The organism is Ruegeria sp. YTSA075, from assembly GCF_059610245.1.
In genome coordinates, this window is record NZ_JBXWNG010000002.1 from 426,541 (window position 1) to 453,539 (window position 26,999).

Genomic DNA, 26,999 nt, shown 5'->3' on the forward strand with positions numbered 1-26,999 from the left:
CGTCAATTGATGGTCGAACTGGACTGACTGTTGGCGTGCGTATTGATCCGACGCACGCTCCATTCCACTGAATCTCGCATTGCGCGACCCAGCGCAAGGTCAAACGCATTGACCAGATCCGGTGTCTGATCGCTGGCTGAAACCACGTTTTCTTGGAACGAGCTAGAGGCGATGATCTTGTCCTCAAACGCATCGACAATCTTGATGTTCATCCGAACGTCAACGCGCACGGTTTTTGAGTTCTCAGTCTCGGCTGTCACGATGCCCTGAAACTCACGCAAATCCGGCACGATGATATAGTCTGCGCGCAGACCTACGGTCGACCGCCCGACTGCGGCCACCTTGCCTGAGTTCTCATAGCTTTCGACCAACAGAGCCTGCACAATCAGCGGTGCGCGATCCACCCACCGGGCGCGAGGCAGATACTGAACCTGTAGCGGTGTCGGCTGAACCGCAATCTGGTCGGTGTTCACCGCCGCAGTTGCTGTTGGTTCTTCTACGACAATCTGCATCTGAATACGCGGCAACGAGGACGCAAACGTACTTTTGGGGGTCAAAAGATACAGGTCATTGGGTTTGGATGCTTGTTTTAACGTACCCAAACCCGCGCAACCACCAAGGGCTACCGCCATCAGAATAAGAAAGTAAGGCCTGATCATTGACGGAACTCCGATGCTTGGGTGCCCAACAAAAAGCGTGCCGGGTCGCGCTCAACCTTGTCGACAAGACGGTCAAGACTGATGACCAACCGCTGGGATTCTTCAACAAAGCGCACGAATTGCGGCAATCCGACCCGCAGGAAATCTGAAACCTGTCGGCGATTGTCCCGGACAATACCATCGACGGTTGCCATCAGTTCTTTCGCCGAATTCGACGCACTCAGGACATCGTCCGAAATCTGGTCGATCTTAGCGGTGATACCTGAGACGGTCTCAGTCACCTGATTGGCGGCGCGGCTGATATCCTGCGCAACCGGGGCGACCTGCGTTTCGATGATGCGGTTGGCCGAGTCAAAGGCCCGTTCAGCCGAGGCCAAAGCCCCTTTGGTCGAATCCATGGCCGATGTGATTGAGCCCAGCGTTGTATTGGCATTGGTGACCGTTTCGGTAATCACGCCCAGTGACACGCTGGCTTCTTCCGACAACCGCGTCAGATGATCCGCAAGGTTCGACCCGCGCTGTATAAACGGGCGCACATCTTCTTCGATGGTCCGGTTCGTTGTTGCCAGTGTAACCTTCGCCTCTTCCAGCGCTTCTTTGGCAGCGTCGGACGCTGATTTGACGGATTTCAGCGTCTCGCTACCCGTCTGTAACGTGGATTCCGCGGCACTGATCAACGGGTCCAGCTTTGTTGTGAAATCGCCGATTTGCTTGGCGGCCTCTCCGATATTGCCTGAGACGGATTCAAAATCTGAAAGTGTCTTGTCCAGCCGCCCGGTGGCCGAAGCCAGATTGGCCAGGATATCAGACACTGCCTTTTGGTTCTTCTCATCAACGATGGCGTTCAGCTCTTGCAGCAGGCTGACGGCCTCGTCCAGAACCTTGGGTGCCCCTTCGAAAAGCGATTGAATGGTGCTGCGTTTGCTTTTGATGACGCTATTGTTAGACAACCGTTCTGCCGTGCTGGACCCGCCGGTCAGTTCCACATATCCAACCCCGGTCACGCCCAGAGATTGCAGCTGCGCTATGGTCTCTTTTGTAACTGGGATATCGGCATCAACCTCGATCCGGACCCGAACTTTCGACGGGTCGTCCTCATCAAGGTTCAACGAGATCACCTGCCCGACCGGAAGACCATTGTAGCTTACGCCACCAGCCGCAGACAGGCCCGACACATTGTCGAACAACACATCATAGTAGGCGTATTGGCGCGTCACTTCGAACTTCGCGAGCCACAGGAAAAAGCCAAAGGCACCCAAAATACCCGCAAGAGTAAACGCACCGATCAGAATGTAATTCGCTCGGGTTTCCATCGCCTCTACCTGTCCTGCCCTTTATCTTGCGCCGCGCGGGCGCGGGGGCCTGTGAAATACTCCTGCACCCAAGGATGATCGACCTTGGTCATCTCTTCTATCGGACCTTCAACCAGCACACGCTTTTCTGCAAGCACGGCGATCCGGTCGCAAATCGCATACAGACTATCCAGATCATGCGTCACCATGAAAACCGTCAGCCCTAGCGCCTGCTGTAGTTCTCGGATCAGATCATCATAGGCGGCGGCCCCTATCGGGTCCAACCCAGCTGTGGGTTCGTCCAGAAACACAATCTCGGGGTCCAGCGCCAAAGCCCGCGCTAACGCCGCCCGTTTGCGCATGCCGCCTGACAATTCCGATGGGAACTTACCGCAACTCAACTGCGGCAACCCTACAAGGCTGATCTTGAGGCCACCCAGCGACTCCATCAGTTTTTCGCTGATCCCCGTATGCTCGCGCAGCGGGGCCATCACGTTCTGTAAGACAGTCAGAGATGAAAACAATGCCCCATCCTGAAACGCCACGCCCCAATGGCGTTCGATGCGCCTGCGATCCTGTTCAGGGCCGTTCAAGACATCAACGCCCAGAACCTCGATACTGCCAGCAGCAGGTTTGTTCAGCCCCACGATAGTCCGCAACAATACGGATTTACCGGTACCCGAACCGCCAACAATGCCCAGAACCTCGCCGCGCCAGACGTCAAGGTTCAGATCGTCGTGAACAACCTGAGGGCCAAACTGATTGCGCAATCCGCGCACACGGATCACGGCCTCTCGCTGCGTGTCTGCCGGCGTTGAATGATGCTGCACCGTACCGTCCATCTCAGATCCCCAACTGCGAGAAGAAGATCGAGAACAGGGCGTCAATTGCAATCACCATGAAGATCGACTGAACCACCGACGCGGTCGTGCGCTGCCCGACACTTTGCGCCGATCCTTTGACCTGCATTGCCTGCCAACAGGCAATCACACCAATGACCAGAGCAAAGAACGGCGCCTTGATCAGACCGATAGCAAGTTGCCAGACCCCCGTGCTTTCGTTCAGGCGGGTCAGGAACATGCCCGGGCTGATCCCCAGATCAATCCAACTCATCAGCGCGCCACCGAACAAGCCGGCCATATCGGCCACGAACCCCAATATTGGCAGCATGATCAACAGGGCCAAAACGCGCGGGATCACCAGCACTTCTATCGGGTCCAGACCCAGGGTGCGCATGGCGTCAATCTCTTCCTGCACCTTCATCGAGCCGATTGAAGCGGTAAAGGCCGATCCGGACCTGCCTGCGACGATGATCGCGGTCAGCAGAATGCCCAGTTCGCGCAGGATCGAGATCGAAATCAGTTCGACCACAAAAATCTCGGCCCCAAACTGTTTCAACTGCGTGGCTCCTTGAAAGGCCAGCACTACACCGATCAGGAACCCCATCAGCGCAACAATCGGCAACGCCTTGAGACCGGTTTCCTCCATATGGGTCACAAGCGCGGCGCGGCGCAGCCGCCACGGCATCACGACAGTTCGGGCCAGACGGTGCAGGGTCAGCCCCAGGAACCCGAGGATCGACATTGTGTCCTGCAAAGCGCCGTATGTGCCGCGACCCACGCTTTCGACCCAATCTGCAAAGGTTCTGGGCGGGTCCAGCCGACCGGGCTGTTTGGGGATGCTATGTGACACTGTATCGATCAAAGCGGCGTGGGCAGGTTTGAGGCCCAGAAACTGGAGCCGGGCGCCCTGCGCGGTGAACCGCTGCGACAGGTCGGCCACCAGCCAGGCACCGCTTGTGTCCAATGCCTCGATCTCGGACAGGTCGATTGTCACATCACCCCCAACGGCTTGAATAGAACCAAAGTCACGTTCGACATGTTCCACCGACTGCGTCAGCAATGCGCCCGAAACATGCACAACCGTGCGGCCGCTTTCCTGCGAAGACGATATCTGAGGCGGTGTCATGCCTGCATGTGACGGAAAAAGCGGATCTGCTGCAACGGGTTTGTACGATTGTGCCCCGATTTGAAGGATTGGGATGGCGCACGTGTGACACTGGTTGGCGCCAGTGGATGAATTTCCCGAAGGTGAGTGACCTAATTCACTTGTTTCAACCGAGGGTAATGGTATCTTCATGGCCGTAATTGTTTGTTGTTATTCGGTTGTGTTTCATGTCTGACCATCAAGCCAATGTAGATGTCGAAATCGGATCCGAACGTGGGTTCGGATTTGTCTTTACGGCAGTCTTTCTGATCATCGCACTCTGGCCCCTCTGGGGCGGCGGTACCGTGCGGTGGATACCCCTTGCTATCGCGGGGGCCATTCTTGCGGTAACCTTCCTTGCTCCGCAGGTTCTGACCAAGCCCAATCGGCTTTGGTTCAAGTTTGGAATGTTGCTGGGGGCCATCGTGGCGCCCATCGTCATGTTCCTGGTTTTCATCACGACATTTGTGCCCTTTGGACTAGTGGCGCGCCTGTTGGGAAAAGACCTTTTGTCTGAGAAATTAGACAGTTCCGCAGAAAGCTATTGGGTTGTTCGCAAGGATCAGCCCGGCAGTATGAAACAACAGTTTTAAAGAAGGGAGTACCAGACGTGACATTCGTTTCCGAGCTCTGGTCATTTATGAAGATCAGAAAAAAGTTCTGGCTGCTGCCCATCCTTGTGGTGCTGGGCATCTTCGGTGGCCTGATCGTTCTCAGCCAAGGTTCGGCAATCGCGCCGTTCATCTATACGCTGTTCTGATCCATGACGTACATTTTGGGCATTTCCGCGCTGTATCATGACAGCGCCGCAGCACTGCTGCGCGACGGCAAGATCATTGCCGCCGCGCAAGAAGAACGCTTTACCCGCAAGAAACACGACCCCGGATTCCCGGAAAAGGCGATTGAATACGTTCTGGCCGAATCAGGGATCACCCTAGCCGACGTGGACAATGTTGTCTTCTACGACAAACCGTTTCTAAAATTTGAACGCCTGATCGAAACCTACATTGCGGTGGCGCCACGCGGTTTCAACTCGTTCCGAATGGCGATGCCGGTCTGGCTGCGGGAAAAACTGTTTCTGAAAGATCTGTTGAACAAACAGCTTCGCAAGATCGATCCCGATTTCACCGTCGACAAGATTTTGTTCTCGGAACACCACGTCAGCCACGCGGCCAGCGCCTACTATCCGTCTCCCTTCGACGAAGCGATTGTACTGACGGTGGATGGTGTTGGCGAATGGGCCACCACGACCGTCGGGATCGGGCGCGGGAGCGAGCTGACCATGGTCAAAGAGCTGCATTTCCCGCACTCGCTGGGCCTGCTCTATTCTGCTTTCACCTACTACACCGGCTTCAAGGTGAATTCCGGTGAGTACAAGGTCATGGGTTTGGCCCCTTACGGCGTGCCGCAATTCAAGGACCTGATCCTTGAGCACCTGGTTGATTTGAAAGAGGACGGCTCATTCCGCCTCAATCAGAAGTATTTCAACTATACGGCCGGTCTGACCATGACCAACAAGGCGCTGGAGGATCTGTTCGGCCAACCGGTGCGCAAGCCTGAAACCGACCAGCTGACGCAGTTCCATATGGACATCGCCGCATCCGTGCAGGCCGTGACCGAAGAGATCATGCTGCGCATCACCCGCAATCTGGCGCAGGAACACGGCATCCGAAATCTGTGTATGGCAGGTGGCGTGGCGTTGAACTGTGTGGCCAATGGCAAAATCCTGCGCGATGGCGCGTTTGACAATGTCTGGGTGCAGCCTGCTGCCGGTGATGCCGGCGGGGCACTGGGGGCGGCCTATGCAGCCTGGCACCAGGAGCTGGGCAATCCGCGTGCAGCCACATCGGGCGATCAGATGCAAGGCTCCTACCTTGGCCCGCGTTACGAAGATCACGCAATTTCCGCAGAACTGAGCCGCGCAGGCGCTAAGTTCACCACCTATGAAAACGGTGAGTTGGTCAATCAGACGGCGCAAGCATTGGCGGATGGCAAAGCCGTCGGTTGGTTCCAGGGGCGCATGGAATTCGGACCACGTGCCTTGGGCGCGCGCTCAATCCTGGGCGATCCACGATCCGAGTCGATGCAGAAGACCTTGAACCTGAAGGTCAAATACCGCGAAAGCTTCCGCCCATTTGCGCCATCTGTTTTGCGCGAAGACGTAGCCGACTGGTTCGAGCTGGATGGCGACAGCCCCTATATGCTGATCGTGGCCGATGTTCAGGACAAAATCCGCCGTAAGATGACGGATGAGGAAAATGCCCTGTTTGGCATCGACAAGCTGAACGTCAAACGGTCGGATATTCCGGCTGTGACGCATGTGGACTATTCGGCCCGTATCCAAACGGTGCATGAAGACACGAACCCAGCGTATCACGCGCTGATCTCAAAGTTCAAAGACCTGACGGGTTGCTCTCTGGTGGTGAACACCTCGTTCAACGTGCGGGGTGAGCCAATTGTCTGCACGCCCACCGATGCGTTCCGCTGTTTCATGGGCACCGATATCGAGGTCTTGTCGATCGGCAACTGCCTGTTGCGCAAAGAAGATCAGGACCCCGCGCTTAAGGAAAACTACGAGACCAAGTACGAGCTGGACTAAACCCTTGCGAGGCTAGCCGTTCCGCGACACAGTCCGCACCTGAAACTCGGGTGCGGATTCGGAGTGCGCGACATGGGCCAGGCCGGAAAAGTTCTGTTCATTATCATTGATCAGCTGCGGGCGGATTGTCTGTTCGGTGCGTTGGCGGATCATGTTGATCTACCCCATCTGCGCGCGTTCATGGATGTTTCTGTGACGTTCAAACGTCACTATTCGGTGACAAATCCCTGTGGCCCATCGCGCGCTTCATTGCTGACCGGGCAATATGCGATGAACCATCGATCTGTCCGCAATGGCACCCCATTGCGGCACGACATTCCCAACATCGCCACCGAGATGCGCAAAGCAGGCTATATGCCAATGCTGTTTGGCTACACAGACACCTCGGCAGACCCGCGGGTTCATGATGCAAACGACCCGGTGCTAAAATCCTATGAGCAATCAATGGAAGGGTTTCTTGAAGTCGTCGAGATGCGGCTGGAGGAATCCTATCCCTGGCGGGCGCATCTGATGAAACAGGGCTATGCGTTCGACACCTATATGGATGTCTATAAACCGGTCTCGCCCTCTGGGGAGGCGCTAAAGCTGAATGACCCTGCGCTCTATCGTGCTGAGGACAGCGATACCGCCTTTCTGACCGACGCTTTTTTGGACGGCATCGCGCCTTACCAAAATCAGAACTGGTTTGCGCATCTAACCTACATCCGCCCGCATCCACCGCTTGTCGCCCCGGCACCCTACAATCGGATGTATGACCCTGACACTTTACCTCTGCCAAAGCGGTTCAAGACGCCCGAAGCCGAAAAAGCACATCACCCGTTCTTTGGTCCTATGTTGGACTTTCCGACACCTACCGATTTCGTTCACGGCTTTGACGACATCGCACCGACGGACAAGAACATACAGACCTTGCGGTCGATCTACTTCGGGCTGGCCACCGAGGTCGACCATCACATCGGCCGCGTTGTTCAGTATCTTAAAGACAGTGGGCAGTATGACGACACGCTGATCGTTATCACCGCCGATCATGGCGAAATGCTGGGCGACCGTCACAGCTGGGGCAAGATGACGGTCTATGATGCAGCCTACCATACACCGCTGATGATCCGGATGCCCGGCAACCAGGCCCAGGCAGGTGTCGAAATCACTGTACCGACAGAATCCATCGACATCACACCAACGATCCTCCATTGGGCGGGGCAACCAATCCCAAATGAAATGGATGGGCGGTCTCTGATCCCGCTGCTACGGGGTGAGGCGCCTGAAGATTGGCGGGATTATTCGTTCAGCGAACTAGATTTTTCCGAGCCTGAAAACCCGACCCTATGGCAACAACGTCTTGGCACCGGAAACAGCGATTCCTGTCTGGGTATCCTGCGCGATGATCGCTTTACACTGGTCGAATTTGCAGCCGATCTGCCGCCGCTTTTGTTCGATCATCAAGGAAAAGGCGAGTTTGAGAACGTGGCAGAAGACCCCGCCTATGCCGCTGACCTTGCACACCTGTGTAGGCAGATGTTGCGCCATCGGATGCGGAACATGGACCATACGCTGTCACTGCATTCCAATACGCCCGATGGGCCCAAGATGCGCACACGGCATTGATCCCCTCTACACCTGCTGTTCATCAGGTGCTACGGGTAGGATAGGGGAGGGTGGATTTGCGCATCACCGAACAACGGATAAAGGCGATGACAACCGCCGGGCTGAATCTGATCGGCCAGGCGCTTTCCATCTATGACAGCCAGTTGCGCTTGGTCCTTAGCAATCGGCGGTTTCAAGAAATGTTCGACCTTCCCGATGCATTGGTGCAACCCGGCGCCTTGTTTCGGGACACGATCTATTTTCTGGCGAGCCGTGGAGAGTACGGTGATGAGGGCAGTGTCGAAGACATGGTCGATCTGCGCGTCGAACAGGCACTGGCGTTCGAGCCCCACTATATGGAACGCAAGCGCGCAAATGGTCAGGTAGTCTCGATCGAAGGCGCACCGCTGCCTCAGGGCGGTTGGGTGGCGGTCTATACGGATATCACCAGCGCAAAACGTGCCGAAAACCTGCTGCGCGCGCGGTCCGAGGAATTGTCAGGTCAGTTGCTCACTCATGCCGAAGAGCTTTCGACCACCAACCGGCAACTGGCCGCTACCATCACCGCGCTGGAAGAAGCCAAACGTGAGCTAACCGAGATTGAGGCCCGCACCCGTCTGACGACTGAGATGATGCCGGCCCATATCGCACACCTGAACAGCGAGGGGCGATATGATTATTCAAACCGGCGGCTCAGCTCTGTCATGCCAGGGCGGCCATCCGAGATTTTGGGCCTTCACATATCCGAGGCTTTGGGGGCAAGCGCCTTTGCCCGGGTCAGTGATCATCTGCAAAATGCCTATAACGGAAAAACATCCGTGTTTGAATTCACCGAGGATCAGGATTCGCGCCGCATCCGCGTGTCTTTCACACCGGACGGGGCAGGGGGCGTTTATGTGATGTCAGTGGATATCACCGAAGAAACCCAGGCCCGTGTCGCCCTGCAACAAACCCGCCGCCGTGAAATGGCTGCACAGATGACAAATGGCCTGGCGCATGATTTTTCCAATCTGCTGACAATTATCCTGGGCATGCAATCCCAGCTCGACAAGATGGAGTTACCCGACGACGCCCATGCGCTGATCGCAGCGACCCAAAAAACAGCGCGGCGGGGTGGGCAGTTGTTGAACCGAATTGCTGATATGACAGGCCATCGAACACCTCAGCCGAAAGCCACCGATCTGCGCCGCTTGCTCGAGGACTTGCGGCTTGTGGCCACCCCGTCTTTGCCGCGTGGCGTTGGGCTATCGGTCGTGAATACTTTGCCGGATCAGGCGCTTATGCTTGATCCAGGGATGCTTCAGGATGCGCTGTTGAACCTTGTTCTGAACGCGCGTGATGCCTGTGGCACAACCGGGCAGGTGACGATCAGCGCACATGCAATCGGCGATATCTGGATCGAAATCACAGTTTCCGATACCGGTTCTGGCTTTTCGTCTGAGGCATTGGAGAAGGCTTTGAACCCCTTTTTCACAACGAAAGGCAGCGATGGATCGGGCCTTGGTTTGCCGATGGTATATGACACCGTGAAGCTGGCAGGTGGTGACCTGAACCTGCGCAATACACCCTCAGGCGCATCGGTGATTTTGCGCTTGCCCTACCGCCCCGCGCCACCCGCGCAAGAGGGGCTTGTGCTATTGGTTGAAGACAGCGACGATCTGCGCGGCCAATTCCGGGACATGCTGATCGACCTCGGTTTTTCGGTAATCGAGGCAACATCTACAGATGAGGCTCTGGCTCTGACCGAGAACGTTGAAGGGATTGTCATGGTGCTGTCCGACATTCGACTTGAAGGCACGGCGACGGGGCTTGATCTGTTATCTCAACTCAAATCTCGCTTGCCCTGTATACTGATGACATCATTACCATATACCGATCCTCTGCACCGACAGGCATTGGCCATGGCACCCGTACTGAGCAAACCATTTTCCAAGGCACAGTTATCCGCCCTTGTCCGAACCGAGGCCGCCTGATGACCCAGCCGTTGGTAACCATATTGGATGATGAACCTGAGATTCGGCACATCCTGACATATGCTTTGGAAGAGGCTGGGTTCCGCACCCAAAGCTATTCCCGAGCCCGCGAATTCGAGGCCGCGCTGAACCAGATAACACCTGACGTCTGCTTGGTGGATCTTTCCCTGCCGGATACGGATGGCCTGGCCTTGGTGCATCGATTGGCACTGGAACAAGGTGCGGCCGTGATCATTGTGTCGGGCCGCGCGCAAGTTCAGGATCGCGTGACCGGGCTGGAATTGGGAGCGGATGACTACATCACCAAACCCTTTGATCCAACAGAGGTTGTGGCACGTATTCGCGCGCGGTTACGCACGCCGCGAAGTCAAACCTCGAACACCAATATTGCCGAGTTTAACGGGTGGGCAGCATATTTTGATCGGTATCTTCTGAAGGACAAATCCGGGGCCGAAATACCATTCAGCCACGCCGAAGGAGAGGTTTTACGCCTGTTTCTGGAAAGCCCCAAACGCCTGATCAGCCGTGCACAAATGCAGGATTCTCTGGGTGGCGCAGCTGGGGACAGCTTTGACCGCGCCATGGATGTGCGCATCTCAAGGCTACGAACCAAGCTTGGTGAGGACCCCAAAAACCCGCGCTTGATCAAGACGATATACGGGGCGGGCTACATCTTTCTTGGCGATGTCGCTTGGAAATAGGCTGCACACTGGTTGGCCGATCGGGTAGCCCCCGCTACTCTCGTAAGGCCTGGTCTTTGATCTTCACAACGGGCTGTAGGATATAGTCCAGCACCGACTTCTTGCCGGATAAAATATCCACCTCTGCGATCATACCTGGAATGATTTCAACGGCAATTCCTTGCCCGTCGAGCATGGTATTGCTAGTGCGAATCTCAACGACGAACACCTCTTCATCATTTCGCTCAGACCGGGTGATGGTATCTGCGCCGATGCGCAGGATTTCACCGTCCAACCCACCATAACGAGCAAAGTCATAGGCTGTGATCTTCACCTTTACCGGCTGGCCCGCACGCAAGAAGGCGATAGCCGGGTCAAGTTCGTCTTCACGGCCGTTTCGTCAATAAAGACAACACGCTCAGGCAGGGCGGCAATGGCAGGAAGCCGGTGCCTGAACCAATCGGCGCGCTGCTGCTTTACCTTCGCGCGACGGCGTTCGGTGGCGACCAGCGACTTTTTTGCACGTGAACCCGAGCCGGGACAGCTGGTTGGCGATGGAAGAATGGTGCACACGCACGCCCTCTGCATCGGCCAGCGCATCGCGCAACTCAAAGAGCGTGATGTCGGGGTCCTGTGCGGCCAGCTCTTCAAGGAAAGCCTGATGCGGTGCCAGCTTCCCCTTGCCGCGTGGCGGACCCTGGGGTGTCGGTTCTACATGACCCTTGGTTCGCACCTGTCGTGCCCACCGAGCACCCGTGGCGGGTGATACCTTCAGACGCAACGCGGCCGCACGCCCGCTTAACCCTTCTTCAATGTATCTCAGAAACGACGCCCGAAGCGCCAATGGCAAAGGTGCTGACATAATCCATCCTCCCAAACAGGATGAATCACAAATCGGCCCTCATGTGAATCCCACGCGATTCAGGTTCAAACCGAAACGCTTTAAAGAGAAAATGGGACGGTCGGGTTCTCTTCTGATATCCTCAATATGCCGTCCTCCATTGGTTCAAAAAGTCAATGACCTTAGGCTCCCGACTCATTGATTTACAGCCAGAATAGGACTGTAGCATCGAGAGCGATGGCCGAGAGGAATACCTTCGGGCATCTGTCATATCGGGTGGCGACGCGCCGCCAATCCTTCAGGCGTCCGAACATTATCTCAATGTGGTTGCGTCGTTTGTAGCGGCGCTTGTCGTATCGGACAGGCTTGTCGCGTGACTTTCGACCTGGGATACAGGGCTTTATTCCCCTGCCATTAAGGGCTTCACGGAACCAGTCTGCGTCATAGCCTCGATCTCCCAGCAGCCAGTCAGCCGATGGCAGCCTATTCACCAAAGCTCTGGCCCCCATATAATCGCTGACCTGCTCTGCGGATATGAAAAAGCGGATGGGGCGTCCGAGACTGTCGGTAACGGCATGCAGTTTCGTATTCATGCCACCCTTGGTGCGTCCGATCAGCCTGCCACGCCCCCTTTTTCAACCGCAGGCTGGAGGCCGTGCGGTGCGCTTTGAGGTAGGTTGCGTCGATCATGATGGTCTTATGATCGGTTCCCTGCGCAGCCAGCCCGGTCATGATCCGAGCGAACACACCCATATCGCTCCACCACTTCCACCGGTTGTACAGCGTCTTTGGCGGCCCATATTCGCGAGGCGCATCCGACCAACGTAACCCATTGCGGTTGATGAAAATAATCCCGCTCAGTACACGCCGGTCGTCAACGCTCGGCTTGCCGTGGCTCTTTGGAAAGTAAGGCCGAAGCCGCGACATCTGCTCGTCGGTCAACCAGAATAAATTGCTCATGTTATACCCCTGAAACTCGCGGGTATGAATCACGCAGGCGGGATGGCGACAACCAAATTAATAGGTCCGGAACCTAGAGTTCGAAAGCTACGCAGGGACCACCGACGCAGGCTCTGGCTCGGCCTATGGGCTGTTTGCCAACCGTTTGGGCTCGATCTTGACGGCGGTCTCGCTGTCGACCGGGGCGGTTGCTGCCGATTATGACTATGACGCCTTTGGCGTGCAGAGCCAGACCGTCACCACCATCGAGCAGCGCTATGGCTACACAGGTCGCAAGCAGGATTATGAAACCCGCCTGATCTACTACCGCGCGCGGCATTACGATCCGGCGACGGGGCAGTTCCTGCAACGCGACCCGATAGGGTTCGCGGCGGGGGACCTGAACCTCTACGCCTATGTCAGCAACGATCCGTACAACTGGACCGATCCGAGTGGGTTGACATCAAACAGCGAAGCCCAAGTGCAAAAGAAGGGCGAACAGGCCATTCGCAAAGGCGTGATCGGGAGCGTCGCTGCAGGCACCGCCAATCTGGCTGCTCGGATCAATCAGGCGCTGTCCTGCGCGTCTGCTGGGGTCAACGCGGCGCACGGGAACTATGCGGATGCGGCGGCGGATGGGTTCGATTGTCTGACGGGCGGGAAGAAAGGTACGGCAAATGCACTTCCGAAACCGCCACGGGGAGCCCAAAATAACTGATGCTGCGTCTTGCCTTGACGTCGACCTTGTTGCGCAAAATCGACTTGCACCGAGTCCGTTTTGCAAGGGGGATGTCGCGAAACCAATGCGGAGTCGAATGAGGCTTGCCCGTTTCGGGCGATGCTGCAAATGGGCGTGCACTTGATGTCGTTTCGCAAAAACTTGGCGTACAGGCGCAATAAATTTGTGCGGCGGACTGCCAAGTTGAGTGCACATGCAGTGCTTCAAATAAGCTCAACTGAAAGGAACTAAGATATGCAAAAGGTAATGATCACAGCCGCCACAGTGTTCGCGCTTGTTATGAGTGCCGGAGCGTCCATGGCCAGCCCATCGTTCGGCCACGGTCAGCGTGGGATTGCAAAGCACAGTATCTCAACAAATACCCAAATCGGGAATGTCGCCAAGAATGCAGATAAGTACAAAGGTACGACTCAAATGGTTGGTTCAAGCCCAAGCACGTACTTGCCCGAATTTGAAGTCATCGAGATGGATGAAGATGGTTCTATGACCTTGATTTTTGGTATGGATTCGGATGTGCACATAGATGAAACTATGTTCTATGGCGACTACTCAAGCTTACTAAATAACAGGATCTGTGAATTGCACTCGGACGCGGCAGGATCGTGTTGATCCAGGCATGGATGCCCTATGAAAACGCGATGTGCTATCAACTCAATGCCATGCCCCGGCTGCCAACGTCGGGGCTTGGTAGTACTCGTCTCTGAACACCAACAGGTCAGCATATTCTCGCTGAGGAAAGAATGCGCTGAAATCAATGCTGGTACGAGCCAGACTATCCGCGCAGCCGCGCAATACTCAGATACTGGGCTGAATTCAAACGGCTTAAAGCTATTGAGAAAGAGTTCGCGTTGGGTGCCAAAGGCAAGGATGGCGAAGCCGTATCTGAGACCTTCCGCTTCTTGCGTCACGCACTGACCATAGGCTTTGCCATCACACGCGCCAAGCCGACATTTGCCTGACAAAGAACGCCCGGCTGCAAGATACGCGGAATCGGGCGTTCAATTGATGCGTTTTCTCAAAACCTTGACCCGCCAGCGCAATCAATTTGACCAGCAGCGCATCACATTGATTGCACACACAGCGTAACAATCACGCTCAGTTGAAAGGCGGTCAAAGATGAAAAAGGTAATGATCACAACGGCTACGGTCATTGCACTTGCCATAAGCGCCGGAACGTCGATGGCTGGCCCATTGAGTGATCACGGCCAAATCAACTTTGCACCGGATGTCCGCTCATCTGTTTCGCAAGCCCGCAACTACGTCGATGTAAATGCCGATCGCAGTGTATCCACGTATAGCGATGAGCAACGATATGATCAGGACATTCTTTCTGGCGAGGTCGCAGGCGGACAGCTGTTTGGCGGGTTGGAGGTTGGTACAAGCAGCCTGACATCGAGCGTCAACTCTCGCTTGGCCAATGCCAATGTTTCAGCCAACGCCTTCGACACCACCCTGAGCGCGCTTTGGGTTGCGGACAGCCAGTTCTATATCGACGGGCAGTTTCGGTATGGGGAATTCGACAGCAGCATCGGTTTGAATGGCCAGGATGCATTGGATGTCGACGGCAGTGGCTATCAGATATCTGTTGAACTCGGTAAGTCGTTCACGCTGCAGAATGAATGGACGCTGACCCCACAAGTGCAGGTCATGTACAGCGATATCAACTTGGACAATGTCGCAGATCGGGCTGCGGTTGCGCGGATCGGCTCCTTGGCGGATGATGACGCATTGACGGCTCGGTTAGGACTGCGTGCTGAACGTAGCTTTGCAGATAACTCGCTGCTTTATGGTCAAATCGACCTCTACCAGGGGTTCGGCAATGAACCATCGGTGGCGTATGGCGAGGACAGCGCAGCCATGAGCATAGGTGGCATTGCCGCTCTGTCAGATCACTCGCAGCTCTATGGTGAAATCACCGATGAAACCGGATTGGGCAGCAATTCAGGCGACCATAACGTCAGTTGGAACATCGGTTATGAGCTCCGGTTTTAAGGCCTTTCCCGCCAAGATCTGCCAATATGAGCGGCAATCCCGTATTTGGATCGCGCTCAATAATAACGCCTGCATTGTTGTGTTCATTCTCAACCCACGCCTGTGGGTTATTGGTGAACCCTTCGGTTTCCAAAGAGAGAATATTTGCGTGATGACCATAATGTGCGTTCTGCGCTGCCGTAGCCAGGACTCCGAGACCTGTCACGGGTGCCGTGCTATTCGAGAAGGTAAGCGGCACCTCGGCATCTATCATCGCTTGCTCGAAGCTAGGCACGACATGTGACATGACATCGTGCTTCCAGAATGCTTCTGCCAAGGTGGTATCGGTCAGTTCCCGTTTGGTGATTTTCTCTGACCGGGATGCTCGCATCCAATTAACAAGGACATTGTATGCCTCAATGATGAAATCATTGGTCATCGGTTGACCTTGCTTGCCGTGCAGGCCGAGCGCCTGAACGATTTCTGCCGCTTGATCAAAGTTCCATGGCTTAAAGAACGGGACAGGGGCGCCGCCTTGATTATCTGGCGGTTGCTCTTCCCATGAGCGATTGAACGCATCTAGCGAATTGCTAAACCGTTCCGCCGCCAACATTGGGATAAAATGCGCCTCTAGCCAAAGTTATTCCGCTTGATCAACCTATTGTTGCTTTGAAGGTTTTTCAATTCCTCTCGCATGATCTCGGCCTGCAATTTCTCGCGTTCCGCATCGATTTGGCGTTGCTTTCCATTAAAAAGCGTATCTATCGTACCGCCGATACCCTGCCCGATCAGTTCACCTGCTCTGGACAGGGGCGGGGCAGGGGTCGAAGCTTGCGGTACACCGCCGGTTCCACTTGCTCCCCGCAACAATGTCAGGGGGTTAAACCCTGAGTTTTGTCCCGCATTGCGCGTTAACCACGGGAAATCCATGACCCATTGACGCTGACGCTTCCAAGCATCCGAAGCGGATTGATTTGCTTGATCGTTAGCTAGCTGTTGGGCCCGAACCGTAGAATCTGCGTTTTTATCGCTGTTACGCTTTCCGAACAATCCGCCTATTAACGCGCTAAAGATACCCATTACAGGAGCTTTCGCGAAAGCAGATCGGCACCAACACCGAGCAATAGCACAATAGCTGCCGTGACTTGTTCTTGCCCAGCATAAGTGCTAACGCTGGCAATGAACGACCCCGCAGCCGTGCCAAGTCGATGAATGCCGGGTTTCAGCATTTCTTGAACAATAAAGTTTCGCATTTTCTTCCCTTTCACGTTAGGGCAGAAAAAGTCGCATAATATAGATTATGTTAAATTTATAGTGGTACGCCGGAAAGGAACAATCTAGAACCTTCCGAGTGCGTCCGGCTTTGTTGCACAAATCGGTGTGTGAGTGCACCTCCCCTTTCGCTGGCCGGATTTAACCGTAGGAGATTCGCAATGGCTGAAATGCTTAAAGAAGCTGCACGGTATCAGGCTGGCATCGTGCATCAAAGAACCGGTGAGACAGTTGACTATCGTGCGGTGGTGCTCGATCACCCCGCGACAGGCAGATACCTTATCCAGCATTCGCACGTGGCTGTGCCTGTCGAAGGGGGTAAACCTCACCCAACCCATCGGCAAACGTGGCGTGCAAAAAGCAATAGAGGACGTTCGGACGGCTATTGGGATTATGCGAGGGGAGAATCGTCTCGTACCACATGGATGGCGCTATACAGCCGCGCGCCTCTTGGCTAACGCGGGTTGCACCGACGCAGAAATCCAATCCGTCACCGGACACAAGACATTGGCGATGGTCCAGAAATACCGCGCTCAAGCAAATCAAAAGGCAAACTCAAGACGTGCTCAAGAAAAGAGGGAGAGGTAAAACGAAACAGAAACAGAACGTGAAAGTGCGAAACTGAGTGCGAAACTCGACAATTCAGACCAAGAGGCCAGAAGAGCAAAATGGAAGAAAATCTAGTTAAATCAAAATGGTGCGGGTGGAGGGACTTGAACCCCCACGCCTTGCGGCGCCAGAACCTAAATCTGGTGCGTCTACCAATTTCGCCACACCCGCAACCGGGCACATTTGTGCCGGACTGGAGCGCTCAATAGCAAAGCTTCCTACGGAGCGCGAGAGGTAAAATTCACCCCAACCCAAGATTTTGATCAAGAGACCCCACGCGTTTTAGAAACCCTTGGGCCAACTCGCCAGAAAGGCATCAGCCTCGGGATATTTCCGTTCATATCCTATGGGTACTGGAAGGCTGGTTTGTCATCCTTAGATTTGCGCCACCCGAGACCCAGATCTCCGGTGCCAATTCACCTGATCGGATCGCTATTTTTCAACCAACAGGAAAAACGCGCTTACGTTGTATCGATCGGACCATGGTGTGCAAAACAAATTCAGCTGACTTCGTCGGTTCAAGTTTTCTGCGTTTGCGCAATCAGCCCAAATCCAAATACCTCGCAGAACAGCACTAGCCGCACCTGAACTTTGTATAGATACAAGGCATTTACGGATTTGCGAAGACCGCAATGGGTTGTTTGGCAATTGCCCACCGCACGGCACCTGCGCAATATTCAAACCACAAAACACTACGTGCCCGTTAACCATTCGCCTCAAGGTTGAGGCATTCCTATGCACGTCACTTCATATTTACGCCACAATTCAAGCACCAAAATATCTTATTCGCGTCAAAATAACACCGCCTTGGCCGGGCTTCTTGGTCAAAGGAGTTAATGAGTCCTTTTTCGCCATTTTGGCACCTGTACGAGTCTTCCGCTCAACTCCAGTAACAAGGGTCTTTGATGTGACCAGCATGAATAACTCCGCCGCTGCCGAGCAAGAGGCTGTTTTCTTCGCTCGCGAAAGCTTCATCGGTGAGCTGAAGTCTCTGAACCGGGATTATCCCGATACAGGCTTCGGTATCTCCCTTCGCACCCATTCGGGTGAACACTACCTGTTAGCAAACGCACGTATGCCCCTGCCCGCAGTAAAATCGGACGGGTTTCCAACCGGCCGGCGTTTGGCCTGCCTCGAAAATGGTGATCGCTTCCGCGCAATTGAGGTGTTGGCTGATTCCCATGCGTATGAAACCATCTCTCCTCGGGACGAGGCAGAAATTCTGGGCAATGCCCTGGATCTGATCGCCCGTATCGACACCCTGACCAACATGCCCGCAGGCCGCGTTTCGCAGGCTCCGCAAATCGCTGCGACTGGCACCGGAGGCTAACACATGGCGCGCAACGACCACCTTTTGTCTGTCGGAAACGAGGCACTTGCCCCGATGACGTCGGCAATGTCGTTATTAACGGCTCAGATCGACCAATTGACAGAAGTGGCCGATGCGCGGTCAACGGCCCGACTTGCGACGTTAAAAACGCGGATCGAGAATTTCTCTGCCAGCATCACCATGGTTGGGCAGGTCAAAGCGGGCAAATCATCGCTTGTGAATATTCTGGCTGGTCGCCCTGCCCTGCTGCCTTCGGATGTGAACCCGTGGACCTCGGTTGTAACCACGCTGAACATCAACACCCGGACACCGGGCGATACGCGGTCCAAGTTTACCTTCTTCGAGCAAGAAGAATGGGACAACCTGATGGTTGGCGGTGGACGTCTTGGTGAACTGGCCAATCGCGCCGGTGCAGATGATGAGATGGAAGACATCCGCCGTCAGGTCGCTGAAATGAAAGCCAAATCAGAGGAACGACTGGGCAAGCATTTTGATCTGATCCTGGGGCAAAGCCACCAATACGACTATTTCGACGAAGAGCTGATTCAGCGCTATGTCTGTCTGGGTGACGAAGACGACCCGGATATCGACCCCAAAACCGGCCGTTTTGCGGATGTGACAAAATCTGCAGAACTGTACATGGACATACCGCAATATCCGATCTCGCTGAAGCTGTGTGATACGCCCGGTGTGAACGATACCTTCATGGTGCGTGAGCAGATCACCCTGCGCAGCCTGCGTGGATCCGAAGTTTGTGTCGTGGTACTGGCCGCAAGCCAGGCGCTGACCACGATGGACATGGCGCTGATGCGGATCATCGCGCAGTTCGAAAACCGGCAGATCGTTTTGTTCGTGAACCGGATTGATGAACTGGCTGATCCGGTCAATCAGGTCCCGGAAATACGTGATCGCATTCAGGAAACCCTGAAGCAGAACAATATCGATGCAAATACCAGCATCGTGTTTGGCAGTGCCCTGTGGGCCGAAGCCGCTCTGACCGGGAATCCAGACATCCTGACCGATGAATCCCGCAAGGTGCTGAACACCTTCTATCTGGCTGCCGGTTTTGGCGATCAAGCAGCGTCTTTGGATAAAATCTGGGCGCTCTCCGGGCTTCCTGATTTGCTGCTGGCGATGAACGAACGGATTGCCGATGGCGCAGGCGCGCGGCTAGTGGATCGCGTCCGCCATCGTGCACGCAATATTGCAAGCCAGATTCGCGCAACGGCCGTTGCGAAAACCCTGTCCGGCAACGAAGGTGTTGTCCGCGATCTGGGCGGCGCATCCCCGGAAGAGGCGATCTCCACCGTCTCCGATGAATACGACAAGAAAGCCGCTGAGCTGACCGCCGCGTTACGCGACAAGGTGATTGAGCGCTTGAATTCGGCCGAAGCCAATTTTGTCAAACGTGCAACGGATTCGCTGATTGCGCATCTTGAAATGAATGGGGAAGAAGGCACCTGGCAATATGATCCCGCGGGTCTACGGACTTTGCAAAAGGCCGCCTATTTCAGCTTTGCCCGGTCGATGAAGAAAGAGGCGGGCGCGCTTTATGCTTCGGCAGCGGCGGATGTCGAAGCGCTTTATCATAAGCTTCTAGGCAACCATCTGGGTGAATTCAGCATCGAAGCGCCCATTGTGCCGCGCGTCCCGCCCCCCTTGGGAATCGGGCGCACCATCGCATTGGACTTGCAAAGCACATGGTGGCGCAGATGGTGGCAAAAGCGCAAAGGATTCGAAGCCTATGCCGCTGACTACACGAGGCTGATCGCGACCGAGGCGAATTCGATCACCAAGGACATCGAGGAAAATCAGGTCGCAGCGGTTCTGGAAAACGTCCGTGCCGGGCTGTCTGATTTTATGCGCGAACAGAAAGAGACATTGCTGAACATCTCGGCCTCGGCCGAAAAAGGTGGCAACCAAGCTCCTTCTATGGCGGCGAATCTGCAGTTGCAGAAGTCGCGCGACGAAATTCTGGGCGACATCCTAAAAAACCTTAGCAACGAAGCGGCGTAAGTAGAAAAATGGCAAAAGACACACAAAACCGTTTCGTTTCTCCCCGGGCATGGGAACGGATTGAGCACTGGTCACGCCGGAAGCCCGTTTTCGCCCTTATGGGTGAATTCAGCGCCGGGAAATCCACCCTGATGAACTTTCTGTTGCGCACCCATACGCTGCCAACACAAGTCACGGCGACGCAATTGCCGCCCGTCTGGTTCAGTTGGGGCAATCAGTCAGCCTATGTGAAGCGCCATGATGGCAGTAAAGAACTGATCGATCTGGACCAGCTTGAATCCGTGGGCGTGAACGATGCGCAGTTCATTCGCATTTTTCTTGAGGCCGATATTCTGGAAGCGGTCGATCTGATCGACACACCCGGTATTTCCGATCCGAAAATTTCAACCGATGTCTGGCAGCGTGCGGTTGGTCAGGCCAATGGCGTTTTATGGTGTACCCATGCGACGCAAGCCTGGCGCGAAACCGAGCGTGCAACCTGGGTCTCCTTGCCGGAACGGCTGCAACACAACTCATTGCTGTTGGTCACCCGCGCGGATGCGCTGGGTCAGAAAGACCGGCAAAAGGTGCTGCGCCGCGTAAATCGCGAGGCGGGCCATCTGTTTAATCGCTCGATCTTGTTCTCGGCCCGCGATGCGATTGAGGCCCGCGACAAGACCGGTGATGCCGAGATGTGGGCGCGTAGCGGTGGCGGCAAGATGATCGACAGCTTCCTGGAGATCACCGAGAATATCATGGATGCCCGGGCCGACCAACTTGCGCGGTATCAGATCGACAAAGGCCTGTCAGGCGAAACCAAGATACAGCCCTTGCGGCCTGCAAGAAACTCTGAGGCCTCCAATGCCTCGCGACCGAATGCCGAGACACCCGCACCGCTCAAGCTGGTGAACCCGGTGGACGAGGCGGAGAGTGACGCCTCGGTTGTCACCAGCTTCCCGGTGCGACCTGCCCGTGTTGAACGTCGCGCCGATGAGGACGAACGTCCGCGTATCGATCCCGCCGAGGCGGATCGTTTGCGGGCCGAAATGACCCCGGAGCCCGAGGCAAGCCCAGAGGTTTCCGAGACGCAGGATGACGACCTGCGCGCGTTTTTTCGCGATACCGCCAAAGATCCGTTGGAACTGGACGCGGTCCCGAAGCCGACATCTGAAATCGATGATTACGACCTTCTGGATGACGAAGACACTGATGACGAGGTCGAAAACATCCTGATCGTATCAGATGCCGAAGTTGGTTCGGTGGACGCGGCTGATGACCCCTCCTCTGACGATGTGCTGGCATCGCTCAGCAACACGCTGAATGGGACGTCTGAAACCTCTGAGGAACCCGCAGTTGAAACGCCGGAAGCCGACATTCGGGATGCTGAGGTTTCCACCTCTTCCATCGCAGCCCTGATGGCAGAACAGCAGGGAGCGCCGTCGGAAGACTATGAGCCCGAACCCGAAACACATGGTTTGGTCGAGCTCTCTCCGATCACGGCACCCGCAGAATCAACCGAACCACAACTGGTTGAACTGGATGCACTGACGGAAGATCGCTCCGCTCCGATTAGCGCTTACGCGATGTGGACCGAGGTGACCAAGAACGAAATCTTGCCGGATGACCCAAGTGAGCTGATGCGGGTGTTTCAAGCGTTCCTCAAGGAATTCGACCAAATCGCGTCAGAGCATACTGAAAAACAAACCAAAGAAGCGTTGCGTTCGATCCCCAAATCCAACGAAAACAGCGGGATGGAATGGCATGTCTTGTAATCGAAACCAAATCCGGGTAACCGGCTATTAGCGAAGTAAAACAGTTAGTTACATGTCGATTTATGATGCGTTGAACGCTGCTATTGATACAATACCCGACTGCCTTGCAGCCGGGTATATCGACATGGAAACGGGGATGTTGCTGGGGACCTGCATCAAGGGGTCGGACGACACGATTGATCTGGATGAACTGGCTATAGCAGTGGCCAACCTGTTTCAGGGGCGCGGCGTTTCCGCCTTCGAAGCATTGTTGCGCGAGGCGGATACAGACTCTGACGCCGATGGGTTCGGCGAGATCGCGGTGTTTTCAAACGACCGGCTGAACATCTTCCTGCGCACGCGGGAATACCCCGATCATGTGGTCTGCTATATCTGCCGCAACAGTGCGAATGTGGGTCTTGCGTTGACGAAATCACATCTCAGTCTCGCGCCCGTTGCGGCCGCGGTTTGAGCCAGAGTGATGAGGATCACGGTATGATGGATACAGACATACTCGCGATGCTCGAGGATATTGGGCGCAACTCGGTTGCCAGGTTGTCGCCGTCTGTGATGATTGTCGGCGACACGCCCGAGGCGCGCCGGACCGAGGTTCTGCGCGTGATCCGCAGTACGATTTTGCCACGCCGCCTGGAATTCACCGCTGCCAATGGCGACTGTCTTGCACTAGAAGTGAACAGTTCGCGCGTGACGGATGTGTTCCGCGTTATGTCCGGCCCCGTCCCAGATTTCGAAACGGCACCGCGTCCAGAATTGATTGACAACCTGGCACAGCTTGTCTCGGATATCGCCCTAGCCCCCGCCCCGCTCGAGCTGCTGTCTCTGAAACCCGACAACGTGCTCGAAGCGGATGACGTGGGTGTCACCCTGCGTGAGATCCGAACCGCCTGCGCCGCAATTGAACTGGCCGCGGAGCCCACAATTTCGGTCGTGCCGGAAACACAGGAGCCGGTGCCGGAAACATCGGAAGACGCACCAGAGGCTGATGGTAATGGTTCGCTGGCACAGGCGTTCTTTGACGGGACAGATAGCTTTGCTCTGGGGCGCGTTTTAGCTGCTGCCAAGGATGGCGCCTTGGTACTGGCCGCTGAAGATTGCGCGCCAGATGCCAAACTGCATCCCAATCAGGATTTGTTGACCCGCTTTGCAGCCGATCTGGCTGGCTGGGACAAAGATACCAAGACAGGGTTGGGCTTACCCCAACTGATCGTAATGCGCCCTTCCGGTGGAAAGGGTGCAGGACTGGCCGTTGTCAATGACGGTCAAAACATCGCCTTCGCTGTACACGAGGCGCGCAAACTGGGGGCCGTGGTCAACTTGTGGACCACGTTGCAGGAGGCAGAAGAATGACTGCCTTCTATGTTTTTAAACCACCAAATTTTTTGAGTAATGTGTTGTTAGGATACCCAGTATGAGTGAGTCCAATCGTCGTGAGTTAATCCGCATAGCCGAGGACATGAATGAGACGAGCAATGACGAAACCCGTCAGTTCATCTCGCGTATTGTCGGCGATCTTTCAAATCTGAAACCGTCCATTGCCTTTGTCGGACAAATCAAGGCTGGTAAATCCCGCCTTATCAATGGCTTCACAGGTCAGGCCGAATATTTGCCATCTGATGTGAACCCGTGGACCACGGTGATCACCGATATGCATTTCGGGCACCCTTCGGGGCGGACCGAAGGGGCCGAATTTCATTTCTTCGACAACCACCAATGGCAGTCGCTGATCGCCGAAGGTGAAGAGTTGCGCAACATGTTCCCGGATGACGAGGACAGCTATAAGCGCGAAATGATCGAAGAGCAGGTCGAGGCGATGAAAACCCGCGCGCAGCGGCGTCTGGGCGACAGCTATGAACAGCTTTTGGGTCAACACCATGATCTGGAACAGCTGAATTCCGACGATCTGGCCCGGTATGTCTGCGCCGGCGACGACCCGACCGAGGACGGCCCTTTGGATCCCGGCAGTGACCGGGGGCTGTACAGCGACATCACCCGCAAGGCTGAGGTCTATTTTGACATCGGCCATTTCCCGTTCCCGTTGACGGTGACAGACACGCCGGGTGTTAATGACCCTCTCTTGATCCGCGAAGAAATCTCGCGCCAGTACCTTAAAGAATCCGATTTCTTTGTGGTGGTTCTGTCAGCGCATCAAGCGCTTTCTCGTGCCGACCTGAAACTGTTCCGCCTTATGCAAGCGCTCGAGCTTGGGCAGATCGTTGTTTTCATCAATCGTGTAGACGAACTCAGCGATGGCGCAGAGGACGCGACAAAAGTGCGCGCCGATGTTCTGGATGGGTTGGAACAGGCCCTGGGCAACTCAAACATTGACGTGTTGATGGGCAGCGCGCAATGGGCACACTATGCGCTGACGGGTGATGAAACAGGTGTGAATCACGACCATGTGTTGTCCTGGCTGCGGGCGCATCCGGAACAAATGCGGCAGTATCTGGACGGAGTGAAAGAAATCAAGCAGGGTCCCGGCCCGATCAGCCGCGAGGCGGTGTTGCGTTTTGCCGCCATGATCGCCTCAGGCTTGCCAGACCTACGCCGTCATGTGACGCAGGCCCTGATCGAAGGACCGCATGACGAACAATTGCGTATGGCCTGGCAACACCTGAACAGCTTTGCCCAGGCCGAACTGGAACGGTCGCAGGCTGATCTGCGAGTCCTCGAGGCTGATGCAGAAGAAACAGCTGTCAGCGTCGAGAAAAACGACAAGACGCTTGAGGATCTGCGCGCACTGATTGCCGAGAAGAAACAGACTATTACCCATGAAATGGACGAGGTTTTGTCCAATCTGCGCGGGGTAATGGATGACACCGTTTCCGAGGCCGTCTCGGCTGTTGTGCGCGGTCCTGAAGGAAAGTCTCCCTTGCTGGCCAAAGGGGATACAGAACTGAACTTCACGCCTTTAAGGGATCGCATGCGGGAACTGGTTCAAGGTGCCTCGCAAGTGGTGCGGCAACGGGTTCTGAGCGAGCTTTACACAATCGACATGCAAAGCAACGCGGCGTTGCGGGCCCTACCCGGCTGGCAGGAACCGGTGGATAATCGCATGAACACCAGCGCCGTGCGCTGGTTCCGCCCGGACACCACGGCGCTAACCCGTGGCATCACGGTCGAACTGCGTGTAAACTGGTTGTCGAGGCTGATCTCGCGCAACAGCGTTGTCTCGCGCGCGGAACGGATGATCACGCAGGAATTCGAGCTGATGGGTGACGATCTGATCGACACTGCGCGTGACGATCTGCTGGAACGGCTTAACACCGTGTTGGATCATTATCTGGCCTTGCTGGCAGGCCATCTGCAGCATCGCGCCGGGACAGACGATACCAACGCAAAGGCGATAGCACAGGACGCGCTCGACCGTGCACGCCGTATCAGTGATGATCTTGGGGCTATCTTTGGCACCGGACATCAGGAAGACAGACTGGCAGAGGCTGCTGAATGATTGAATTTCCAGGGACCGAGCAGGAAGTGCGTCAACTCGAACGCTTCCTGACCGCGACAGAGAAGATGGAGGCGGACGCCGCGCTAGAGGATCTGCGCGCGCGCGCATTGGCGCATGCCGAACGTCTGTCGAATGCGGTGAACATCGGTTTCGCAGGGGAATTCGGCGCAGGCAAATCCAGCCTTGCCAATATGTTGGCTGGTGCAGATATCCTGCCCACTGGTCCGCAGCATCTAAAATTGCCTTTGGTCATCGTTGCTTATGCCGAAACGCCGGAAACAACAGTGGGCTGGTGGAATAAAGAGCCCAAGACCTACTCGGGTATCGCATTGGAAAAGGCAGCCGCTGATGAGCCCGATTTTATCTCAGTTGGATTGAACACCCCAGCGCTCAAAGAAATCTCGCTGTTCGATCTGCCCGGATCGGGGGCGCTAGACGATACATATAAGCAGACCCTGGACCTGCTCAAATTCGTGGATTGTGCGATCTGGTGCACCAACGGCACAAACGCCTGGCGTGAAACAGAACGGCATTTGTGGGCGCAGGTACCCGCTGAGCTGCGCCAGAATAGCCTGCTTGCAGTGACCCATGCAGATTTGCCGCCTGTTGAAGAGGCAATCGACCGCGTTCTGGCACGTTTGAAAAAAGAAAAAGACGGGATGTTCCGTGCTGTTGTCCCGATTGGCACACCCGTGGCTGTTCGCGCAATGGCGCAAGAACCCGAGCCGGATTTTGCTCTGTGGGAAACCTGTGGTGGCCAAACACTGGCTGAACACGTGCTGGAAGTTGCATCAAGCCGCCGCCAAAGTGATCTGGACGCCGCGCGAAAAGACATCGAACAGGAGTTCCTGCCTTTCCTTGAAGCTCTGAAAGAGTCTGAACCGAAAGCATCCGGAACAGAAAACGCGGATATGCAATCGACCTTGGGCGCGGCTCTACCCCCGTTGAACAATCCCATCCTAGAAGACTGGCTTGCCGCAATCGCGAGCATCTATGAGGATCTGCGAGAAAACGCGGATATGGAACCAGCGACGTTCTTGCAAAGCTGTCAGGAAATTGTCGAGGATTTTGCCGAGCGTCTGGAACAGGGCGGCGAAATCGACCCCGAGGCCGACTGGATTCCGGCTGAATTCGAGAAGGCCACAGACCTTCTGTTGTTGCTGCAATTCGAAAGCGGCAACGCACCGCTGAAAGATGCCATCAGCATCCTGGCTCAGTTGAGCGACAACCTGGCCTGGGCAGGTAGCACTGTAGTCACGGCGCAGACAAAAACCGGCACCTAAACGACTCCCGTGAAGATTGAGCTGCAT

The 26,999-nt window shown here is 55.4% G+C and carries 26 protein-coding genes and 1 tRNA gene; 17 read left to right on the forward strand and 10 right to left on the reverse strand.

Annotated elements, in window-relative coordinates:
- Positions 1-2: 2 nt before the first annotated feature.
- From AC2FGE_RS05125 to AC2FGE_RS05140, 4 genes are read right to left on the reverse strand one after another with little or no spacing between them, the layout of a single operon-like run.
- Positions 3-659: an ABC-type transport auxiliary lipoprotein family protein gene (locus AC2FGE_RS05125; RefSeq protein ID WP_496818124.1), complete on the reverse strand. Its 657-nt coding sequence runs from the start codon at positions 657-659 to the stop codon at positions 3-5.
- Positions 656-1,972 (reverse strand): MlaD family protein, encoded by a 1,317-nt coding sequence (locus AC2FGE_RS05130; protein WP_496818125.1) that lies wholly within the window; start codon positions 1,970-1,972, stop codon positions 656-658. The genes AC2FGE_RS05125 and AC2FGE_RS05130 overlap by 4 nt, the downstream gene beginning before the upstream one ends.
- A gap of 5 nt (positions 1,973-1,977) precedes the next feature.
- Positions 1,978-2,793: an ABC transporter ATP-binding protein gene (locus tag AC2FGE_RS05135; RefSeq protein ID WP_496818126.1), complete on the reverse strand. Its 816-nt coding sequence runs from the start codon at positions 2,791-2,793 to the stop codon at positions 1,978-1,980.
- Between the two features lies 1 nt (position 2,794).
- Entirely contained in the window at positions 2,795-3,919 is a 1,125-nt protein-coding gene (locus AC2FGE_RS05140; protein ID WP_496818127.1) for an ABC transporter permease, read from the reverse strand.
- Between the two features lie 206 nt (positions 3,920-4,125).
- Between AC2FGE_RS05140 and AC2FGE_RS05145 the strand changes: the two genes are divergently transcribed.
- The 6 genes from AC2FGE_RS05145 (at position 4,126) to AC2FGE_RS05170 (ending at position 10,794) form a co-directional block, all read left to right on the forward strand.
- The gene (locus AC2FGE_RS05145) at positions 4,126-4,530 is read left to right on the forward strand and encodes an SxtJ family membrane protein (RefSeq protein ID WP_496818128.1); all 405 of its coding nucleotides are present in this window, start codon (positions 4,126-4,128) and stop codon (positions 4,528-4,530) included.
- Positions 4,531-4,547: 17 nt separating this feature from the next.
- Positions 4,548-4,697 (forward strand): DUF5989 family protein, encoded by a 150-nt coding sequence (locus AC2FGE_RS05150; protein WP_496818129.1) that lies wholly within the window; start codon positions 4,548-4,550, stop codon positions 4,695-4,697.
- 3 nt (positions 4,698-4,700) lie between these two features.
- Entirely contained in the window at positions 4,701-6,536 is a 1,836-nt protein-coding gene (locus AC2FGE_RS05155) for a carbamoyltransferase family protein (protein ID WP_496818130.1), read from the forward strand.
- 72 nt (positions 6,537-6,608) lie between these two features.
- A complete protein-coding gene (locus AC2FGE_RS05160; protein WP_496818131.1) occupies positions 6,609-8,141 on the forward strand; it encodes a sulfatase-like hydrolase/transferase in 1,533 nt (510 codons plus the stop codon).
- A gap of 56 nt (positions 8,142-8,197) precedes the next feature.
- Complete coding sequence (locus AC2FGE_RS05165; protein WP_496818298.1) at positions 8,198-10,093, forward strand: hybrid sensor histidine kinase/response regulator; 1,896 nt, start codon at positions 8,198-8,200, stop codon at positions 10,091-10,093.
- On the forward strand, positions 10,093-10,794 hold the full coding sequence (locus AC2FGE_RS05170) for a response regulator transcription factor (protein ID WP_496818132.1): 702 nt from the start codon (positions 10,093-10,095) through the stop codon (positions 10,792-10,794). Before AC2FGE_RS05165 ends, AC2FGE_RS05170 begins: the two co-directional genes overlap by 1 nt.
- Before the next feature lie 34 nt (positions 10,795-10,828).
- Here the strand turns inward: AC2FGE_RS05170 and AC2FGE_RS05175 are convergent, their stop codons facing one another.
- The 3 genes from AC2FGE_RS05175 to AC2FGE_RS05185 all read right to left on the reverse strand — a co-directional run bounded on the left by AC2FGE_RS05175 (position 10,829) and on the right by AC2FGE_RS05185 (position 12,574).
- On the reverse strand, positions 10,829-11,131 hold the full coding sequence (locus tag AC2FGE_RS05175; protein WP_496818133.1) for a beta-barrel domain-containing protein: 303 nt from the start codon (positions 11,129-11,131) through the stop codon (positions 10,829-10,831).
- 60 nt (positions 11,132-11,191) lie between these two features.
- On the reverse strand, positions 11,192-11,635 hold the full coding sequence (locus AC2FGE_RS05180) for a helix-turn-helix domain-containing protein (RefSeq protein WP_496818134.1): 444 nt from the start codon (positions 11,633-11,635) through the stop codon (positions 11,192-11,194).
- Positions 11,636-11,817: 182 nt separating this feature from the next.
- Positions 11,818-12,574, reverse strand: a protein-coding gene (locus tag AC2FGE_RS05185; protein WP_496818135.1) for an IS5 family transposase whose coding sequence is annotated in 2 segments (ribosomal slippage) — positions 11,818-12,244 and positions 12,243-12,574 — 759 coding nt in all. Because the reading frame shifts where the segments join, the coding sequence is not laid out codon by codon here.
- Between the two features lie 157 nt (positions 12,575-12,731).
- Here AC2FGE_RS05185 and AC2FGE_RS05190 point away from each other — a divergent pair.
- From AC2FGE_RS05190 to AC2FGE_RS05200, 3 genes are all read left to right on the forward strand, one after another.
- Entirely contained in the window at positions 12,732-13,271 is a 540-nt protein-coding gene (locus AC2FGE_RS05190; RefSeq protein WP_496818137.1) for an RHS repeat-associated core domain-containing protein, read from the forward strand.
- 255 nt (positions 13,272-13,526) lie between these two features.
- Positions 13,527-13,901: a hypothetical protein gene (locus tag AC2FGE_RS05195; protein ID WP_496818138.1), complete on the forward strand. Its 375-nt coding sequence runs from the start codon at positions 13,527-13,529 to the stop codon at positions 13,899-13,901.
- 507 nt (positions 13,902-14,408) lie between these two features.
- Positions 14,409-15,284, forward strand: a complete 876-nt coding sequence (locus tag AC2FGE_RS05200; RefSeq protein WP_496818139.1) for an autotransporter domain-containing protein — start codon at positions 14,409-14,411, stop codon at positions 15,282-15,284.
- Here the strand turns inward: AC2FGE_RS05200 and AC2FGE_RS05205 are convergent.
- Positions 15,250-15,876, reverse strand: coding sequence for a hypothetical protein (locus AC2FGE_RS05205; RefSeq protein WP_496818140.1), 627 nt, complete (start codon positions 15,874-15,876; stop codon positions 15,250-15,252). The genes AC2FGE_RS05200 and AC2FGE_RS05205 overlap by 35 nt on opposite strands.
- Positions 15,877-15,893: 17 nt before the next feature.
- On the reverse strand, positions 15,894-16,343 hold the full coding sequence (locus AC2FGE_RS05210; RefSeq protein ID WP_496818141.1) for a hypothetical protein: 450 nt from the start codon (positions 16,341-16,343) through the stop codon (positions 15,894-15,896).
- A 432-nt stretch (positions 16,344-16,775) separates the two neighbouring features.
- On the opposite strand from AC2FGE_RS05210, the gene AC2FGE_RS05215 reads away from it, so the two are divergent.
- Complete coding sequence (locus AC2FGE_RS05215; RefSeq protein WP_496818299.1) at positions 16,776-17,123, forward strand: tyrosine-type recombinase/integrase; 348 nt, start codon at positions 16,776-16,778, stop codon at positions 17,121-17,123.
- 107 nt (positions 17,124-17,230) lie between these two features.
- On the opposite strand, the gene AC2FGE_RS05220 is transcribed toward AC2FGE_RS05215, so the two are convergent.
- Positions 17,231-17,315: transfer RNA gene (locus tag AC2FGE_RS05220), tRNA-Leu, on the reverse strand.
- Positions 17,316-18,060: 745 nt separating this feature from the next.
- On the opposite strand from AC2FGE_RS05220, the gene AC2FGE_RS05225 reads away from it, so the two are divergent.
- From AC2FGE_RS05225 to AC2FGE_RS05255, 7 genes are all read left to right on the forward strand, one after another.
- Positions 18,061-18,474 (forward strand): hypothetical protein, encoded by a 414-nt coding sequence (locus tag AC2FGE_RS05225; protein ID WP_496818142.1) that lies wholly within the window; start codon positions 18,061-18,063, stop codon positions 18,472-18,474.
- Between the two features lie 3 nt (positions 18,475-18,477).
- The gene (locus tag AC2FGE_RS05230; RefSeq protein WP_496818143.1) at positions 18,478-20,490 is read left to right on the forward strand and encodes a dynamin family protein; all 2,013 of its coding nucleotides are present in this window, start codon (positions 18,478-18,480) and stop codon (positions 20,488-20,490) included.
- A 98-nt stretch (positions 20,491-20,588) separates the two neighbouring features.
- Positions 20,589-22,241 (forward strand): dynamin family protein, encoded by a 1,653-nt coding sequence (locus AC2FGE_RS05235; RefSeq protein WP_496818144.1) that lies wholly within the window; start codon positions 20,589-20,591, stop codon positions 22,239-22,241.
- A gap of 52 nt (positions 22,242-22,293) precedes the next feature.
- Positions 22,294-22,692: a hypothetical protein gene (locus AC2FGE_RS05240; RefSeq protein ID WP_496818145.1), complete on the forward strand. Its 399-nt coding sequence runs from the start codon at positions 22,294-22,296 to the stop codon at positions 22,690-22,692.
- 23 nt (positions 22,693-22,715) lie between these two features.
- A complete protein-coding gene (locus tag AC2FGE_RS05245; protein WP_496818146.1) occupies positions 22,716-23,588 on the forward strand; it encodes a hypothetical protein in 873 nt (290 codons plus the stop codon).
- A 61-nt stretch (positions 23,589-23,649) separates the two neighbouring features.
- On the forward strand, positions 23,650-25,689 hold the full coding sequence (locus tag AC2FGE_RS05250) for a dynamin family protein (RefSeq protein ID WP_496818147.1): 2,040 nt from the start codon (positions 23,650-23,652) through the stop codon (positions 25,687-25,689).
- Positions 25,686-26,972, forward strand: coding sequence for a dynamin family protein (locus AC2FGE_RS05255; protein WP_480864736.1), 1,287 nt, complete (start codon positions 25,686-25,688; stop codon positions 26,970-26,972). Before AC2FGE_RS05250 ends, AC2FGE_RS05255 begins: the two co-directional genes overlap by 4 nt.
- The last annotated feature ends 27 nt before the right edge of the window (positions 26,973-26,999 follow it).